The sequence below is a fragment of the Flavobacterium micromati genome, assembly GCF_900129585.1.
In the GTDB taxonomy this organism is placed as follows: domain Bacteria; phylum Bacteroidota; class Bacteroidia; order Flavobacteriales; family Flavobacteriaceae; genus Flavobacterium; species Flavobacterium micromati.
Genome location: NZ_FQWF01000011.1, coordinates 48184 through 63933, shown reverse-complemented (window position 1 = coordinate 63933; position 15750 = coordinate 48184). Strand labels below are relative to the sequence as shown.

The following is a 15750-nucleotide window of genomic DNA, read 5'->3' as shown; positions in this document are numbered from 1 at the left end:
TTTAAGATTTCCTAAAAAAACATCATAATTCAGCATAAATGAAAAATAACGAACAGAAAGCAGAATTTCTTTTTGACAAAATAAATTACAAAATTCTATTGATTGGAATTGCAGTGATAACTTTAGGATTTATTCTAATGGCAGGCGGTGGAAGCGAAGATCCAAATGTGTTTAAAGAGGAAATCTTTAATTTTAGAAGAATTAGACTGGCTCCAACCACGGTTTTAATCGGTTTTGGAATTACGATTTATGCCATTCTTAAAAACCCAAAAAAAGCATAAATGAATACATTGCAGGCTTTTTTAATTGCGCTTATCGAAGGAATAACTGAATATCTTCCTGTTTCATCAACGGCGCACATGGTATTTGTAAGTTCATACTTTGGGATACAAGAAGATGATTTTGTAAAACTTTTTCAGGTTTCTATTCAGTTTGGAGCTATTTTGGCCGTTGTAGCTTTGTACTGGAAAAAGTTTTTTGATTTCTCCAAATTCAATTTTTACGTTAAACTTATATGTGCTGTAATCCCAGCTTTAGTTTTAGGAAAGTTATTTGATGATAAAATTGAAGCCGTTTTGGGAGATCCTATTCCCATTGCGATTGTATTGATATTAGGAGGCATAATTTTACTTTTTATTGATAATCGTTTTCAAAATCCAACCATTGTTAAAGAAGAAGATATAACGATCAAGAAAGCAGTTGTAATTGGTTTTTGGCAATGTTTAGCAATGATGCCGGGAACAAGTAGATCCGCAGCTTCTATAATTGGTGGAATGCAACAAGGATTGACACGTCACGTCGCAGCTGAATTTTCTTTTTTTCTTGCTGTACCTACAATGATGGCAGTAACTTGTTATTCTGTTTTCCTAAAAACATATGAGTCGTCCCAAATGAAAGGTTACGAACTGATTTTAAAATCAAACGAAAACATTCAATTGTTTCTTATTGGAAATGTAGTTGCTTTTATCGTTGCTGTATTAGCAATAAAATTCTTCATTGAGATTATTAAAAAATACGGTTTTAAACCTTGGGGTTGGTACCGCATAATTGTTGGCTTGTTTTTACTAACATATTTTTCATACTATAAATAATAACTTTTGAAAACAGTCGAAGATTTCCTAGAGGGACAAATTTTGCTTATTGACAAACCCTTGAATTGGACCTCCTTTCAAGCAGTAAATAAATTAAAATATGCGCTAATTAATAAACTTGGACTTCCTAAAAAATTTAAAATTGGTCATGCTGGAACATTAGATCCATTAGCAACTGGATTATTATTAGTTTGTACAGGAAAATTTACGAAAAGAATTACTGAACTTCAAGGTCAAGCCAAAGAATATACGGGAACTTTTTACGTAGGCGCCACTACTCCATCGTATGATTTGGAAACTGAGATTAACCAAACATTTCCAACATCACATATAAATGAGGCTTTGATTCATGAAACAGTTAAACAATTTCTTGGCGAGATCGATCAAAAACCACCTATTTATTCAGCCATAAAAAAAGACGGTGTTCGCTTATATGAACATGCGCGCGCAGGAGAAACCGTGGAAATCGCTTTTAGGAAAACTACGATTCACGAGTTTGAAATTATAAGAATTGCGCTTCCAGAAATCGATTTTAGAGTTGTTTGTAGTAAAGGAACTTATATCCGCTCACTAGCTTTTGATTTTGGAAAAGCTATGAATTCTGGCTCGCACTTAATAGCTTTGCGCCGAACAAAAATAGGAGACTACAATGTAATTGACGGCACTGATGTAACCGAATTTGAAGAAAGTTTATCAAATAAGGTTTAATACTTTAGTAAGATTCACAATTCAAATTTTATTTTTATTAAAATGTCTATGCGCCTTTTCTTAAAATAAAGATCTACTCATTTTCAAATTGATGTTATTATTTGAATTAAAGGTAATCTAATAGGAATGTAAAAAAATCAAGACGCATACTAAAGAAATTATTGCTTTACTCTAAACGGTATAAGAACCAAAATAGGTAGAGGAATATGCCATAAAAAATGATTTAAACTTACAATACTTACCAGTAGAAATTGGGAGTTGATTGATGATTTAGTTGTAACTCCTGTATTTGCTAACTTCAAATTAAAACTAAAACAGGGTGATGAGACTCGCTTAAAATTACAATTAGGATATGGAATTTAGAACCCTCCGAGCTGCAGAAATTTGACGGAGGATATAAAAAAATAGGTTTTGAGATAAAGAGTGCTGGTGATGACATATTTTTTATTAAACTCCATCGCTCCGATTTACCGTTTCGAAATCAGAAAAATACGCTAAATATTATCCTTAAATTTCCCAATTAAAATTATACAATAGGACGTGGTTTTATTCTTGGTAATACTAAAAAATCAAAAACACATGGCAAAATCTTTAATGAATTTGCGATGTGTTTTTTGTAAATAAAAATAAAAGTACTTTTTAATGCATACCTTTTTTGCTAAGAGCCGAAGCCACGGGTTAATAATTAGAAATTTTCTTACCTCCAAAAAGTAGATACGAAATATAATCATAAACCCTTTCAAATAACCTTTTCATAATGATGTTTTTTTATTGTTAAACAATATTTAAACCCATAAAAGAAGATTTGAAATGATAGACTTGATTGGCGATCACTAAGTTACAAAATATTTTGGAACGTAGAAGTTAAAATTACATCAAAAATTATTTTTTATTTTTACCGCATTAAAACTATCATTGTATCGTAGATATTTACTGATTTAATAGCTGCATCAAATCAATAATTTCGTTTTGCGTACTTACCCCTTTGTCATACAAATACCACATTTGCAAATTCGTTTTTATCGTTTCATCAATAACGCCAAATTCTTTTTTATAATTCTCAATTAATTCAGTAGCTCCCTTAGGCCTTGGACCCCATTTACCTAATACACTGCCTGTAACTTTGTCAATAATAACTACTATTGGAATCGACTTTGATTTGTTGGTTAAAAATAATTTCATAAAATCTTCATTCTCATCTCTCAAAACAATCCTGAGTTCAATTTTACCTGATTCAATAGCCATTTTTTCGACAATTGGTAAGAGTTGTGCAGCATCACCACACCATCCTTCAGAAATAACAAGCCAAATATATTCTCCTTTTAACCTACTTAATTTCTGCTTATTCTCGTCACTTATTGTAATCGTTTTATCTAGACGATTCATTCGGGTTTCATTTAAAGAGCTGTAGTGCGTTAAATCATCTGATTGCTCGTGACCTGTTGATTTATTTTCCAGTAACAAATCAGAAACAAGTTTTCTGTATTCTAAGTAAGGATGACTATTAAATAAAGCTTTCGCAATTGTAGTTTTCATGTTTTCTAATTTATATTTACAAAGTTACTATAAAACTCGAGCCAAATTGTGACAATTATCAGCTTGAAACCATCAAAAAGTGTAAATTTGATCCAAATAAATACTATGGACTTAAAAACAAAATCAATTGGATTGATTCTGTCTGGCGGAGGTTCAAAGGGTTTAGCGCAAGCTGGCGCAATCAAATTCTTAGAAGAACAAAATATTACGCCAAAACGAATTGCCGGAACAAGTGCTGGATCAATCGTTGGGGCAATGTATTCTTGGGGGAAAACCCCAGATGAAATTCTTGATTTTTTTAAATCTATTTATCTTTTCCATTGGAAACACCTTACTTTTAAAAAGCCTGGATTAATTGATTCCGAGTCTTTTAATCATTATTTCCACGCCATTTTTAAAGACGCTACTTTAGCAGAATTAAAAATTCCTATTCATATTACCGCAACTGACATGGTAAGTGGAAAACTAAAAGTTTTTAGTCCAGATACTAAAATTATTGATGCAGTTTTAGCTTCGTCAGCATTTCCAGGAATAATGTCGCCGTATGAAATTAATGGACGATTGTATAGCGATGGCGGAATTCTAAATCATTTCCCAACCGATTTACTGCAAGGACATTGTGAAACTTTAATTGGAATTTATGTGAGTCCAATTCAAAAAATTGAAGCCAAAGATTTAAATTCAATCAAAGCAGTAACTACTAGAGCTTTTGACATCCTTTCGGCCAACTCTAACATGCATAAATTCAATAATTGCGATTGGGTTATTGAACCAACCGATTTGTGTTTATACCGAACTTTTGAAACCAATAAATTAAAGATGAATGCTATTTTTAAAATAGGATATGAAGCCGCAAAAGAATCTTTTGAAAAACTAACACTATAAAATTTAAGCAACACTATTTTTAAAAATCAGAATATGTCTATATTTGCACGAATCAACGCAACACAAAATGAAATATAAAAGAATTCTTCTAAAATTAAGTGGTGAAGCTTTAATGGGTGATTTGCAGTACGGAATTGACCCAAAAAGGTTAGCGGAATACGCTATCGAAATTAAGCAAATTCATGATAAAGGAGTAGAAATAGCCATTGTTATAGGTGGTGGAAATATTTTTAGGGGAGTTGCAGGAGCGAGCGCAGGAATGGATCGTGTACAAGGAGATTATATGGGAATGCTAGCAACTGTTATAAATGGAATGGCCTTACAAGGAGCTTTAGAAGAAAAAGGGATGAAAACCCGTTTACAAACTGCATTAAAAATGGAATCTATAGCTGAACCCTATATTAAGCGAAGAGCGGATCGTCACCTTGAAAAAGGAAGGATCGTAATTTTTGGGGCAGGAACAGGAAATCCTTATTTTACCACTGACACAGCTGCCGTTTTACGAGGAATTGAAATGAATGCAGATGTTATCTTAAAAGGAACTCGTGTTGACGGTGTTTATGATTGTGATCCAGAGAAAAATCCAACTGCTGTAAAATTTGATTATATTTCTTTTGATGATGTTCTTAAAAAAGGACTGAATGTAATGGACACAACTGCTTTTACATTAAGTCAAGAAAATAAAGTGCCTATTGTAGTTTTTGATATGAACAAGACAGGAAACTTACTGAAAATCTGTGTGGGAGAAAAAGTAGGAACCGTAGTAAATATATAAGCGTAAAATCCTTAGAAACAGGATTAAAAAATAAAATTATGACTGAAGAAATTGAATTTATTTTAGACAGTACGAAAGAATCCATGACTGGATCTATTGCGCATTTAGAAAAAGAATTTTTAAATATTCGAGCAGGTAAAGCATCTCCAGCGATGCTTGGAAGTGTTTTTGTAGATTATTATGGATCAGCAACGCCGCTTTCACAAGTATCAAAAATTAGTGTACCTGATGCTAGAACGATCACGCTACAGCCTTTTGAAAAAAACATGCTTCATCCAATTGAAAAAGCGATTATGATTGCCAATATTGGATTTAATCCAATGAACAATGGCGATGTAATTATAATAAGCGTTCCAGCATTGACCGAAGAACGTCGACGCGAGCTCGCCAAACAAGCTAAAGCCGAATCGGAGGATGCAAAAGTAGGTATAAGAAGTGCTCGTAAAGATGCTAATACTGATATTAAAAAACTTGAAAAAGAAGGTACATCAGAAGATCTTTGTAAAAATGCGGAAGAAGAAGTTCAAACCTTAACTAATAGTTTTATCCGTAAAATTGATGAACTTTTAGTTGTGAAAGAAGCAGAAATTATGAAGGTTTAATTTTTTAATAAGTACTAAGAATCCGTTTTGCTAAACTTCAGCAAAACGGATTCTTTTTTTGCGAATATTAAAATAAACTGTTTTTAATGTCACGCAATTTTCTGTTACTCGGGCACTGTTTCATTTGCTTTGACTATACATCTTTTAGTTTGTCATGTTAACGGAGTAGCATTTGTGAAGCACAGCATTTATTGACAAAAATAAAAACTAAATCAAAAATTCATATTATAGACATCCTTACCTAAATGCCTAAGTAAAATCAAAAATGTCCATTATAATTGAGTTGTGCGTCATTGTGTAGCAACCACCAAAAAACAGATAACTAACAGAAATGAATAAAACTATTTTAATTACAGGAGCAAGTAAAGGTATTGGATTTTCATTGGCTAAAAAGTTTTTAGAAAATGGATTTAAAGTAATTGGAACTTCAAGGTCGGGCAAAATTGAAGGAATTGAAAATGAAAATTTTGAAACTTTACAGTTAGACTTATCAGATTTTAAAAATATTGAGATTCTTAAAAAAGAAATAAACGAGAAAGGAAGAAAAATAGATATTTTAATAAATAATGCGGGAATTGGGCCAGATTTAGATTTTAATAATCCGGAAGAAATAACTTTCAAACAGACTTTTGCTGTTAATGTAATTGGAACAACTTTTTTAACGGAAGTACTAATCGAAAACATAAATATTGATGGAAAAATAATAAACATTTCTTCAAAAATGGGATCAATAGCTCTATGCGAAAGAATAGATTCAGTTGCTTACCGAATGTCAAAAACGGCATTAAATATGTACACAAAAATCCTTTCAAATAGACTTTCCGAAAAAATAAAAGTCGCTTCTCTTCATCCCGGTTGGGTGCGAACAACAATTGCGAAAAGTAATATTACAGAAGGAAGACTTTCAACCGAAGAATCTGCAAAAGGTATATTTGACTTTACAATTAGTGATTTTAAAAGTGGAATATTCTGGGATGTGGAAACGGAAACTGAAATTGTGTGGTAAAACAACGAACGCACAACAGCCATTTCGAGAAATTACAAATTTGTCGTTAATTCGCGTTTACGTTTCGCAAGAATTTTTATTTTAGTCAAAAGTACGATTATCCGAAGTTCGCAACTTTATGAAGCGGAAACCCATTGTCTTTAATAATCAAACTCCACTAAGCATTCGAAACTAATTTCAATCCAATAATAGAACTAATTAAAGTTGTAATAAAAAATATTCGCCAAAAATCAGCTGGCTCTTTAAAAACAAATATTCCAATAAGCACGGTTCCTACTGCACCAATTCCAGTCCAAACCGCATACGCTGTTCCTATGGGAAGTGTTTGTGTCGCTTTGTACAGCAATATCATACTGACTGCCAAACAGGCTAAAAAACCAGCTAGCCACAATGTAGCGGTTATTCCAGTGCTCTCCTTGGCTTTGCCCAAACAAGTTGCAAAGCCCACTTCAAAAAGGCCACCGATAATTAATAATATCCAATTCATGTTATTGTTTTAAAATTAGAACTGACGGCACTTCACTCAACCAAATGCTTCTTGAATCTACCAGTTTTTTCCAACTTTCTAAACTTATTAGCATCAAATCTTTTTGATCAAGGAATTCGTTAACAGTTGAATCATTTGGAATGACACTAATATTATTTGGATGTTTCTGCTCTAGCGAATCTAAAGCCGTCTTCATTATAAAATTAGTGATTAGATGTCCGTTATTATCTAGAAACTCAATTTTTGTATTGTTATTATAAATCAATTTTTGGACATAATCCAACAAAAACGAATCCTCGGTAGAAAAAATTGGAATAAAAACTCTTTCAATTTGCTGCAAATCTTTGTCAATTAAAATACCCATTGGCATTTTAGTTCTCGAAATAATTTGTCTTGTTCTTTCATCAAACGGCGAATTCTCAAACAAACCTTCTTTTCCAGTAAACTTATCTATCAATCGATCTGGATTAATTATCCTAGTTGTAAATCCAATTACTTTTCCTAAGATTGTGCCTTCAAAAATAGATTTCCCTAAACCTATCAATAGTAAATCGTATTCGCCCTCATTTGCAACCTCAGCAATCTCAGATTCAATATCAATTGTTGATTTAAAAATGGTAGTTATTTCTTGTTTTAGCAATTGCGATTCTTCAACAATAGGATCAAAACTATTTTTCTCTTTATCTTCTAAATTAAAAGTATGCACCTCATCACTTAAAGACAAATGCATCACAGTGACACTTGATTGAGTTTTTTGCTTCTTGATCAAACTATTTGCTACACGAAGTAACGATTTGCCTTTTTCATTATTCCCAAACGAAATTAGGACACGGTATTTTTTATCATTTAAACCGTCAATATTAGCGCTTACATCTTTATTTTTAAAAATAAAATTGATGAAATCTAAAGCTGGTCCGGTCATGAAAGTAGTCACTAGCGCCATGATTACCATCATTGTAAAAACTTCGGGAGTTAAAACTTTTAGTTCTAATCCAATGTTTAACACAATTAACTCCATCAAACCCCGCGTGTTCATAAGAGCACCAATAGTTAAGCTATCGCGCCAAGTTTGACCAACAAATTTTGCCGCTAAGGCACTACCAACAAACTTACCAACAACAGCAACCAGAATAATAAATCCAGTGACTTTCCAGAGGTATGGATCGTTTAGTAGACCAATTTCAGTTTTTAATCCTGTAAACACGAAAAACAACGGAAGCAGCAGAATTAGCGCTACATCCTCTACTTTTTCTATGAATATAGTCCTTAATTTGGGAACATCAGGCATGATAGCACCCGCCATAAATGCTCCAAATAAGGCGTGAATTCCAATAACCTCAGTGGCATACGAGGAAATAATGAGAACTAGAAAAAAGATTGCCACTACAGGTTTTACAATACTATCTTTAGAACCATATAAGTCGCCAATACGTTTTAAAAATGGTTTGACAATATAAATCATGGCAAGCACATAAAGTACTGCGAGCATGATAATGTAAAGTGAACTGACAAAGGTGCCCGCTTTTACAATAGCAATAACCACTGCAAGAATACACCATGCAGTAATGTCATCAGCGGCGGCGCACGTGATAACAATCGAACCTAGTTTAGTTTTATGAATTCCTCTCTCTTGTACAATTCGTGCAAGAACTGGAAAAGCAGTGATGCTGAGAGCGATTCCCATGAATAAAGCAAACGAAAGAAACTTTACTCCAACGGGAGCAAATTGATCATAAACGTAATAAGCCAAACCAATTCCTAGTGCAAATGGAATTACAATACTAGCGTGACTTATTACAACTGCTTCATTAGCCTTGTTTTTCAAAACTTTTAAATCCAGTTCCATTCCTATCACAAACATAAAAAGAATCAAACCTATTTGGCTTAAAAATTTTAAGTTACCCAATGATTCTACTGGAAATAGAACAGTCGAAAATTCAGGAAAATACATTCCTAGTAAAGATGGACCTAGAACAATTCCTGCAATAATTTCCCCAATTACTGAGGGCTGACCAATTTTTTTAAATACCCAACCAAAAACTCTGGCAACCAGAATAATTGTTAAAATTTGTGCCAGTAGTATCGCTAATGGATCCTGGAAATTATGCTGCATTGAGGCTAGAAAATCACCCCACGATCCTTTTCCGCTTTCTGGAGTTACGATGACTTCGCTTGTCTCTAATTTTTTTCCCTTAATGATGATCCAATACATCAATGCAATAAAACCGCCGGTAACACTTAAATAAAACACTGTGTTTTTATAATTCTTCATATACTAATTCTATGTATTTAGGCGCCATTCTCAAAAAACAAAGATGAGGAATTCAGATGTATAATTTATATCCCACAAAATTATTTTATTGCAAAATAAAAGCTCCCTTAAATGCAACTGTAAGACAACAAAAACTTTACCTTAAAACCGATGATTTATAGTGGTTTTAACTACCTTTGCACCCGATAAATAGGAATTATGATTAAGTGGTTTAGTGTAGGGTTTTGGGAGCTAATAGCTCGAATAGTCCTCAGAAATAGAATTTTAATGTTGTCCATTATCGCTGTTATCACAGTTCTCTTAGCCCTACAATGGAAAAATATACAGTTTTCATTTACCGAGGCTAATTTATTACCTGATGATAATGTTGTTAATAGTGATTATAAAACTTTTTTAGAGAAATTTGGAGAAGAAGGAAATTTAATTGTTGTTGGTGTAAAAGATGATGCTTTTTTCACACCAAAAGCCTTTGCTGCTTGGAACAAATTAATGACAGATATTAAAGCCCAGCAAGAAGTTGACTTAGTTGTTTCTATAAATGATCTAAAGCAGCTTCAAAAAAATGATAGTTTAGAACGTTTTGAACTTGTTCCATTTGTAAATAGTAATAAAACAAGCAGTAAGCAGTATTTGAACAGTATCAAAAAAGATTTGTTTGAAAATATGCCATTTTATGAAGGTCTGCTTTTTAATAAAAAAAGTGGAAGCATCCGCTCAGCTATTTACTTGGACAAAAAAATTGTTAATACCGCAAGGCGAAAAGATTATATTGTTAATGATTTCATCCCCAAGATAAACACATTTGAGCAAGAAACTGGTATTGATTTGCGTGTTTCTGGAATGCCATACATTCGTACTCTGAATGCAATGAGCATTTTAAGCGAAATCAGTTTGTTTATTGGTGCATCGTTATTACTTACCTCACTTATATTTTTCTTTTTCTTCCGTTCTTTTAGAGCAACATTAATTGCAATTTTGATTGTGATTATTGGAGTGATGTGGACTTTTGGATTATTGGGATTATTTAATTATCATATTACTGTGCTAACGGCATTAGTGCCAACGCTAGTTATAGTAATTGGGATTCCCAACTGTATTTTCCTAACTAATAAATATCAGCAAGAATACAGCGCTCATGGGAATAAAGCTAAGGCATTACAGCGCGTAATTACTAAAGTGGGAACGGCAACACTAATGACAAATTTAACCACAGCGGCTGGATTTGCTACTTTTATTATTACTAGTAGTCAGTTATTAAAGGAGTTTGGAATCATATCTTCGCTGAGTATCGTTTCGCTTTTCTTTTTATGTTTAATTGTAATTCCTATCTATTACAGCTTTCAACCCGTCCCAAAGCAAAAACATCTAGAACATTTAAACCGAAATTACACCAGAGTTTTTATCAAGTGGATCGAAAAAACAGTAAAACACAACAGACGTTATGTTTATATTGTAACTCTAATTTTATTTTTGGTGAGTATTATGGGCGCATTGAAGATCAAAACATCTGGAAGTTTGATTGAGGACATGCCAAAGAACACTAGTTTTTATAAAGACATACTCTTTTTCGAAAAAGAATTTGAAGGAATTATGCCTCTTGAAATTACGGTAGACACCAAAAGAAAGAAAGGTGTCATGAAACTATCTACTTTATCAAATATGGATGAACTCCAACAAACTATAGAAGATATTCCAGAACTTTCTAAACCTATTTCGATCTTAAATCTTGTGAAATATTCCAAACAGGCTTACTACAATGGAAATCCTGCATATTATGACTTACCTACGTCGCAAGAGCAAAGTTTTATTTTGGGATATGCTAAAAATGTGGCTGCGAAAAACAACGAAAATTTGATGAAAAGTTACGTTGATAGCACAGGGCAAGTCGCAAGAATTACAACTTTTATGCGAGATATAGGCACTGGGAACATGGCTAAAATTGAAGATAAACTTTGGGCGAAAGCCAATGAAGTATTTCCAAAAGACCGATACACAGTAATTATGACGGGCAAGGCCTTAGTATTTGAAAAAGGCACACAATACTTACTTGACAATTTAGTTAGCTCCTTACTCTTCGCGGTACTATTAATTTCACTATTAATGGTTTTCATGTTTCGCTCTTTTAAAATGGTTGTCGTTTCATTGATTCCAAATTTGTTACCGCTGGTTATTACTGCTGGATTAATGGGATATTTTGGAATTCCGTTAAAGCCGTCTACCATTTTAGTATTTAGCATCGCATTTGGACTTTCGGTAGATGACACCATTCATTTTCTTGCTCAATACCGTCAGGAATTAAAACATAACAATTGGAAGATTAAAAAATCTGTTTTTGCTACAATAAGGGAATCTGGTATAAGTATGTTTTATACCTCAGTAGTATTATTTGTCGGTTTCTCTGTATTTATGTTATCAGATTTTGGCGGAACGATTGCTTTGGGAGGATTAATTGCAATTACATTGGCTTTTGGTATGTTGTCTAATTTAATGTTACTTCCGTCTTTAGTATTAACTTTAAACAAAAAGCTGGCCAATAAACAAGATTTTATCGAACCTATAATTGATATTATTGAACCAAGCGATGAAGAAATTGATGATTTAGAGAAAAATAAATAAGTGAGGTTTTTGCTTTTACATTACAAAATTAACTCCTATTATTCAACCTAATGTTGTACTTTAACCCTCGCATAATTAAAAGAAGAATATCGTTTATTTAGCAAATAATTCTAATTTTTAATCTAATATAATTTAGTAATGAAAAACCATTTTTACAGTAGCTTTGTTCTAATTACGTTTACTGGTGTACTTATTTCATGCGGTGATATTTCCAAACAAGCTGAAGAAAAAATTAATCAGTTAAATGCTAAGACGGAAAAGCTAGATTCGCTGGTAAATAAAGAGTTAAAGAAAGTAAATTCACTCGACTCCATCATCAATAAAGAAGGTGCTAGGGTAAAAAAACTCGACTCATTGATTACTAAATCGACTTCAAAAATTGATTCTATCGCAAATAGTAAAATGAACTTATTAAAAAAAAATAATAATAATTAAAGCGTGTAACTCAATTCAGGCGGGCTGAGAGTTAGAACTTTTTATAAACCATTCAGCACCTTTTTTATTTTCCCTCAAATTAAATTCAGCAGCTCATTCGTGAATAACTGCTGATTTTTAATTTTAGGTTTTTCTAAATTATTTTCTACTAGCCAATTTAAAAATGTGTCAACTCTTTCTTGATTCATTCTACCGCAATTGTTATGATCTCCAAAATAAGTAATCGTTGCGTCGAGTGCTTTTTCAAGGTTCATATTTTCTTTGTCATAAGCGGTTAAATAGCTTCTCAAAATTTCAATTGATACAGATTTATTTTCCGTTGCGAACAAATAACCGTTGCGAGTCGCTTTAATAAAATTAGAATAGAGTGCGAGATTATTTTTTAAATTTTTTCGTTTCGTAATTATAACTGGCGAGTAGCCGTAAGGAATAGCGTAGTCATTTAAAGACCATTTATTTAGTGCAATGTTTTTACTCTCCGCTTCTATACCTTCCCAGTTATTAAATATCCAAGTTGCATCAGCAGTTCCATCTAATAATGTATTCCAAATCCCTAATTTGTCTGGATAGACAATCTTGAAAATCCCTTCTCCACCATCATTTATAACAAGTTCTTTTACTATTTTATCTTCATATCGTGCTTTGTAGGATGCGTACGTTTTTCCATCCAATGCTTTAGGATTCGCCAATGCAGTTGATTGAAGAGATGCAATACTGCTAATATCTTCCTGCAAAATTGCAAAAACCGCAATTGCGTCAACTTCATTTTCCTTATTATTAAGACTTATTACGGTTTCAAAAGGAGCTAGTACAAAGTCGGCTAAATCAGACTCTAATTTTTTACCTGGAGTAACTTCATAATTATCTGTCAGTGGGCTTATAATTGTAAGGTCGATACCGTATTGTTGATACATTCCAAGTTCTTTGGCTATTAATATACCTATGTGATTTATATTTGGAGTCCAATCTAAAGCAATTTTTAAAGTTGTCATTTTTTTTGGGAATTTATTTCTTACGAGAATTAGTTTACCAGCAAAGATCTGTTTATTGCTCCCCAATATAGGAATTTATTTAATTTTTTTAAATAATATTAAGTTGGTAAGTGCAAAATTATTTAGTGAATAAACATAATTTGCTGCGGTTTGGAACGCAGATTTGAGTTTAAATTTTTTTCTTCGTAGGAGTTATTTTTAAATTTTTTACATGTGTTTGTAACAAAAAAAGGCAACTTATACCTCTAATTTCGATTTACAAGGAAATTCTTTTAATAATCTTAAATCTTCATCAAAATTGGTAATGATTTCAAGAAGTAATCTAGTTTTAATAGTTTTAATAAAGTTTTCTTTCTTATGTTTCTATATTACTACATCTGCTTAAATGTCTTCTAATTTGGTTATTAGAATTATATTACGATCGTTTATATCAAAATTTATACGGACTTTCAAGTAGTGTTTAATCAATAATTCAAAAAGTATTTGTCTTTTTTTTTATTAGACATCAGTTTTAAATACCATAACCATAATTCAATCAAAAAAATAAAAATCTATTAATGGATTGTCCGTCCAAACAATACATTACACAAGTAAAATTAAATCAACACTTAGTGCAATTCTGCAAACCTCGTATTTTACCAAACCTTATTTATTGTCATATTTCCTACTTTAAATACAATGTGTGAATCTTGTAACTTATCATTAAAATTATGCAAGTGTACATAGATTATGGTAGCTAATTTTGTCAAACTTCACTTCTATTGTATTGATATTACATTTATTTTTTAGTATTTGCTCAGATTCATTCAAAATTAAAAATTTTAACAACAAAGTCGTTACAGCAAGAGTAATTGCAAGCGTATAGTTATTAATAATTAATCAAAAAAAATTATGAAAAAATATGACAACTCACAATCTCGAAGAAAATTTATTCATCAAACAGCAATCAGTGGTGTTGGATTGATGCTCTTAAACCCAAATTACTTATTTGCTACTCAAAATACAAATGGCATGAGCAATAATATTCCATCAAAAGGATATGCAGGAAAAGACGAGAAAGGAAAATTAGTTTTGTGGAATTTTGAACGCAGACCTGTTGGCGACCATGATCTCTTAATTGAAATTAAGTTTTCAGGAATTTGCCATTCTGATATACACACAATAAAAGGGCATTGGACAAAACAGCAATATCCACAAATTCCGGGTCACGAAATTGCAGGTATTGTGACCGCTGTTGGTAAAAATGTTAGCAAGTTCAAAGTTGGCGATAAAGCAGGCGTTGGATGCATGGTCAACAGTTGTATGAAATGCGATAGTTGTAAAAACGGTGATGAAAATCATTGCGAAACCACCGGAATGGTTGGCACTTACGGCGCACCCGAAAAATCATCCCCAACAGGAATTACGCAGGGAGGATATGCTAACAATATCGTAGTAACGGAGCATTTTGCCATTAAAATCCCATCAAATATGGACTTGCAATTTGCTGCCCCTTTACTTTGTGCTGGTATAACTACGTATTCGCCAATGATGAAAATAAAAGTAAAAAAGGGCGATAAAGTTGGCGTAGTTGGTATTGGTGGCTTGGGGCATTTGGCTATTAAATTGGCAGTTTCAAAAGGTGCAGAAGTTTATGCCTTTACAACTTCGCCTTCAAAAGTAAACGATAGTAAAGGATTTGGTGCTAAAGAGGTAATTGTTGTCGATTCATCAGAAAAATTAAAGCCGTGGTTCGGGAAAATGGATTACATGATTTCTACAATTCCTTATGCTTATGATGTGTCAAGTTATCTTTCTTGTGTAAAACCTAATGGTTCTTTTACCCAAGTTGGAATACCAATAAATGGAGAACTAACGATTAACACATTTGACATGATATCAAATCGTGTCAATTTTAATGGTTCGCTAATCGGCGGTATTCCTGAAACACAAGAGGTAATAGATTATTGTGCGAAAAATAAAATTTATCCGCAAATACAAATAATTAAAGCTGAAAAAATCAATGAAGCGTGGGAAAAGGTAGTGAATAAAGAAGCACGCTACCGTTATGTAATTGACGCTGCAACAATTTAATTTTGCCAATCAGTTAACGAAATGATTTGGTAAAATAATAAAATAAACAAATTAAAAGTTGATGATTTAAAAATGCTGACCCTAGTGTCCCTGCGCCGCAAAGATTCTAACTTAGAGGATGTGGGACGCTTCCAGCGTAACAATTGGAAACGCTCCGCAAAGTTTCCAACTTTGAGGATGTGATTTTCAGTTTTTTACTGATGGCAATGAACTTACCTCGCTAAAAAACACCAATTAAATTGCGCCCGCTTATTGAGACGCTTCCAGCGTGA

14 protein-coding genes are annotated in these 15750 nt (G+C 32.6%); 10 read left to right on the top strand and 4 right to left on the bottom strand.

The window, feature by feature from the left end; genetic code table 11:
• Positions 1–38 precede the first annotated feature (38 nt).
• Genes BUB42_RS12300 through truB form a run of 3 tightly spaced genes read left to right on the top strand, consistent with a single transcriptional unit; the run spans position 39 to position 1799 of the window.
• The gene (locus BUB42_RS12300; protein WP_073020779.1) at positions 39–281 is read left to right on the top strand and encodes a DUF3098 domain-containing protein; all 243 of its coding nucleotides are present in this window, start codon (positions 39–41) and stop codon (positions 279–281) included.
• Complete coding sequence (locus tag BUB42_RS12295) at positions 282–1091, top strand: undecaprenyl-diphosphate phosphatase (RefSeq protein WP_073020778.1); 810 nt, start codon at positions 282–284, stop codon at positions 1089–1091.
• 6 nt (positions 1092–1097) lie between these two features.
• Positions 1098–1799, top strand: coding sequence for a tRNA pseudouridine(55) synthase TruB (gene truB, locus BUB42_RS12290; protein WP_073020776.1), 702 nt, complete (start codon positions 1098–1100; stop codon positions 1797–1799).
• A gap of 930 nt (positions 1800–2729) precedes the next feature.
• On the opposite strand, the gene BUB42_RS12285 is transcribed toward truB, so the two are convergent.
• Entirely contained in the window at positions 2730–3335 is a 606-nt protein-coding gene (locus BUB42_RS12285) for a thioredoxin family protein (protein ID WP_073020775.1), read from the bottom strand.
• 105 nt (positions 3336–3440) lie between these two features.
• On the opposite strand from BUB42_RS12285, the gene BUB42_RS12280 reads away from it, so the two are divergent.
• The 4 genes from BUB42_RS12280 (at position 3441) to BUB42_RS12265 (ending at position 6603) form a co-directional block, all read left to right on the top strand.
• Positions 3441–4220, top strand: coding sequence for a patatin-like phospholipase family protein (locus BUB42_RS12280; protein WP_073020773.1), 780 nt, complete (start codon positions 3441–3443; stop codon positions 4218–4220).
• 67 nt (positions 4221–4287) lie between these two features.
• Complete coding sequence (gene pyrH / locus BUB42_RS12275; protein ID WP_073020771.1) at positions 4288–4995, top strand: UMP kinase; 708 nt, start codon at positions 4288–4290, stop codon at positions 4993–4995.
• Between the two features lie 38 nt (positions 4996–5033).
• Positions 5034–5597: a ribosome recycling factor gene (frr, locus tag BUB42_RS12270; protein ID WP_073020769.1), complete on the top strand. Its 564-nt coding sequence runs from the start codon at positions 5034–5036 to the stop codon at positions 5595–5597.
• 331 nt (positions 5598–5928) lie between these two features.
• On the top strand, positions 5929–6603 hold the full coding sequence (locus tag BUB42_RS12265; protein WP_073020768.1) for an SDR family NAD(P)-dependent oxidoreductase: 675 nt from the start codon (positions 5929–5931) through the stop codon (positions 6601–6603).
• A gap of 157 nt (positions 6604–6760) precedes the next feature.
• Here BUB42_RS12265 and BUB42_RS12260 read toward each other — a convergent pair whose 3' ends face one another.
• Together BUB42_RS12260 and BUB42_RS12255 are read right to left on the bottom strand one after the other, a co-directional pair.
• Positions 6761–7090 (bottom strand): DMT family transporter, encoded by a 330-nt coding sequence (locus BUB42_RS12260; protein ID WP_073020766.1) that lies wholly within the window; start codon positions 7088–7090, stop codon positions 6761–6763.
• 1 nt (position 7091) lies between these two features.
• Positions 7092–9362: a cation:proton antiporter gene (locus BUB42_RS12255; RefSeq protein WP_073020764.1), complete on the bottom strand. Its 2271-nt coding sequence runs from the start codon at positions 9360–9362 to the stop codon at positions 7092–7094.
• A gap of 198 nt (positions 9363–9560) precedes the next feature.
• Here BUB42_RS12255 and BUB42_RS12250 point away from each other — a divergent pair, with 198 nt between their 5' ends.
• Positions 9561–11978 (top strand): efflux RND transporter permease subunit, encoded by a 2418-nt coding sequence (locus BUB42_RS12250; protein WP_073020762.1) that lies wholly within the window; start codon positions 9561–9563, stop codon positions 11976–11978.
• Positions 11979–12116: 138 nt separating this feature from the next.
• Positions 12117–12413, top strand: coding sequence for a hypothetical protein (locus tag BUB42_RS12245; protein ID WP_073020759.1), 297 nt, complete (start codon positions 12117–12119; stop codon positions 12411–12413).
• Between the two features lie 74 nt (positions 12414–12487).
• Here BUB42_RS12245 and BUB42_RS12240 read toward each other — a convergent pair whose 3' ends face one another.
• Positions 12488–13405 carry an ABC transporter substrate-binding protein gene (locus BUB42_RS12240; protein ID WP_073021038.1) on the bottom strand — a complete coding sequence of 306 codons (918 nt, stop codon included), beginning with the start codon at positions 13403–13405 and terminating at the stop codon, positions 12488–12490.
• 891 nt (positions 13406–14296) lie between these two features.
• On the opposite strand from BUB42_RS12240, the gene BUB42_RS12235 reads away from it, so the two are divergent.
• The gene (locus BUB42_RS12235; RefSeq protein WP_073020758.1) at positions 14297–15478 is read left to right on the top strand and encodes an NAD(P)-dependent alcohol dehydrogenase; all 1182 of its coding nucleotides are present in this window, start codon (positions 14297–14299) and stop codon (positions 15476–15478) included.
• Positions 15479–15750: the final 272 nt, after the last annotated feature.

Bases quoted from the DNA above. Each gene is read 5' to 3' on its own strand.
- BUB42_RS12235 (WP_073020758.1), top strand. From the start codon at position 14,297: ATGAAAAAATATGACAACTCACAATCTCGAAGAAAATTTATTCATCAA.
- BUB42_RS12295 (WP_073020778.1), top strand. From the start codon at position 282: ATGAATACATTGCAGGCTTTTTTAATTGCGCTTATCGAAGGAATAACT.
- BUB42_RS12245 (WP_073020759.1), top strand. From the start codon at position 12,117: ATGAAAAACCATTTTTACAGTAGCTTTGTTCTAATTACGTTTACTGGT.
- pyrH (WP_073020771.1), top strand. From the start codon at position 4,288: ATGAAATATAAAAGAATTCTTCTAAAATTAAGTGGTGAAGCTTTAATG.
- BUB42_RS12285 (WP_073020775.1), bottom strand. From the start codon at position 3,335: ATGAAAACTACAATTGCGAAAGCTTTATTTAATAGTCATCCTTACTTA.
- BUB42_RS12255 (WP_073020764.1), bottom strand. From the start codon at position 9,362: ATGAAGAATTATAAAAACACAGTGTTTTATTTAAGTGTTACCGGCGGT.
- BUB42_RS12250 (WP_073020762.1), top strand. From the start codon at position 9,561: ATGATTAAGTGGTTTAGTGTAGGGTTTTGGGAGCTAATAGCTCGAATA.
- BUB42_RS12300 (WP_073020779.1), top strand. From the start codon at position 39: ATGAAAAATAACGAACAGAAAGCAGAATTTCTTTTTGACAAAATAAAT.
- BUB42_RS12260 (WP_073020766.1), bottom strand. From the start codon at position 7,090: ATGAATTGGATATTATTAATTATCGGTGGCCTTTTTGAAGTGGGCTTT.
- BUB42_RS12265 (WP_073020768.1), top strand. From the start codon at position 5,929: ATGAATAAAACTATTTTAATTACAGGAGCAAGTAAAGGTATTGGATTT.
- BUB42_RS12240 (WP_073021038.1), bottom strand. From the start codon at position 13,405: ATGACAACTTTAAAAATTGCTTTAGATTGGACTCCAAATATAAATCAC.
- frr (WP_073020769.1), top strand. From the start codon at position 5,034: ATGACTGAAGAAATTGAATTTATTTTAGACAGTACGAAAGAATCCATG.
- BUB42_RS12280 (WP_073020773.1), top strand. From the start codon at position 3,441: ATGGACTTAAAAACAAAATCAATTGGATTGATTCTGTCTGGCGGAGGT.